This is a genomic window from Bacillus sp. JJ1521 (assembly GCF_036965165.1).
In the GTDB taxonomy this organism is placed as follows: Bacteria; Bacillota; Bacilli; order Bacillales; family Bacillaceae_L; genus Ferdinandcohnia.
This window is the reverse complement of sequence record NZ_JBALOX010000139.1, coordinates 14,909-15,752: the sequence shown is the minus strand read 5'-3', so window position 1 is coordinate 15,752 and position 844 is coordinate 14,909. Positions and strand designations below refer to the sequence as shown.

General features: G+C 38.7%; 1 protein-coding gene. It reads left to right on the top strand.

The window, feature by feature from the left end:
* Positions 1-31: 31 nt before the first annotated feature.
* The gene (locus V7147_RS17945; protein ID WP_335369201.1) at positions 32-775 is read left to right on the top strand and encodes an NERD domain-containing protein; all 744 of its coding nucleotides are present in this window, start codon (positions 32-34) and stop codon (positions 773-775) included.
* Positions 776-844: the final 69 nt, after the last annotated feature.

Genomic DNA, 844 nt, shown 5'->3' with positions numbered 1-844 from the left:
CCTTGCGCTTTTCTTAAGAGGTGTTAAAAAGTTGGGACAATTAATCAAACTGCAGGATTATGTTTCTAGATATGAGGTTGATATGTTTCGGTATCCGGGACAGTTTATCCGCCTAAAAAAGCAACAATGGGTTAAAGCGAAAGCAAAAAAAACAGGATCTGTTGATGATCTTAAGCAACAATTTCTTGACCATATATTTGAATTTCAGATGAAGTGGGCAAGCTCTACTGTTCGTGAGAAATCGTATGTTGACAAGGAGTTTTACAGTGATCCGAATGTAAAGTATTTTCTTCAACGGTTTCCTGACACCTATCTTGTCCTTTATAGACCCATCTTCAAATTGAAAAAAGCACCTGTTGAAGTGGAAATCATTATCATTACCCCAACAACAACCTGGCTTATCACCATCCTTGAAGGTGAAGAAAACAGTGTATTTTTAGGTTCTAACGAACGGTTTTGGACAGTAAAAAGTGGACGCCATGAGAAAAAGGTGTTATCGCCGATGATTGAACTTGATCGCATGGATGGGATTGTCCGCACGATATATTCGCTATATGGTATTGAATTGCCCATTCGCAAAGTTATTTTGAACCGAACAGGCTACTTTGATTTTCCTCTTCTACCTTACGATGTAGAATTAGTGGAAAAGAGAAATTATGAAGAGTGGTTTTCATCTTTAAGAAAGATGAGTTCTCCATTAAAACATATGCAATTAAAAGCGGGCAATGCTCTACTGCAATACTGTCAGACTGTCTGTGTTCGTAGAATGGATTAGGGTGCAAAAGAGTTTACGACTATTTGTGTCTAGTTCCAGAGGCCATCGGCGCGAGGTCATAAGCCAATC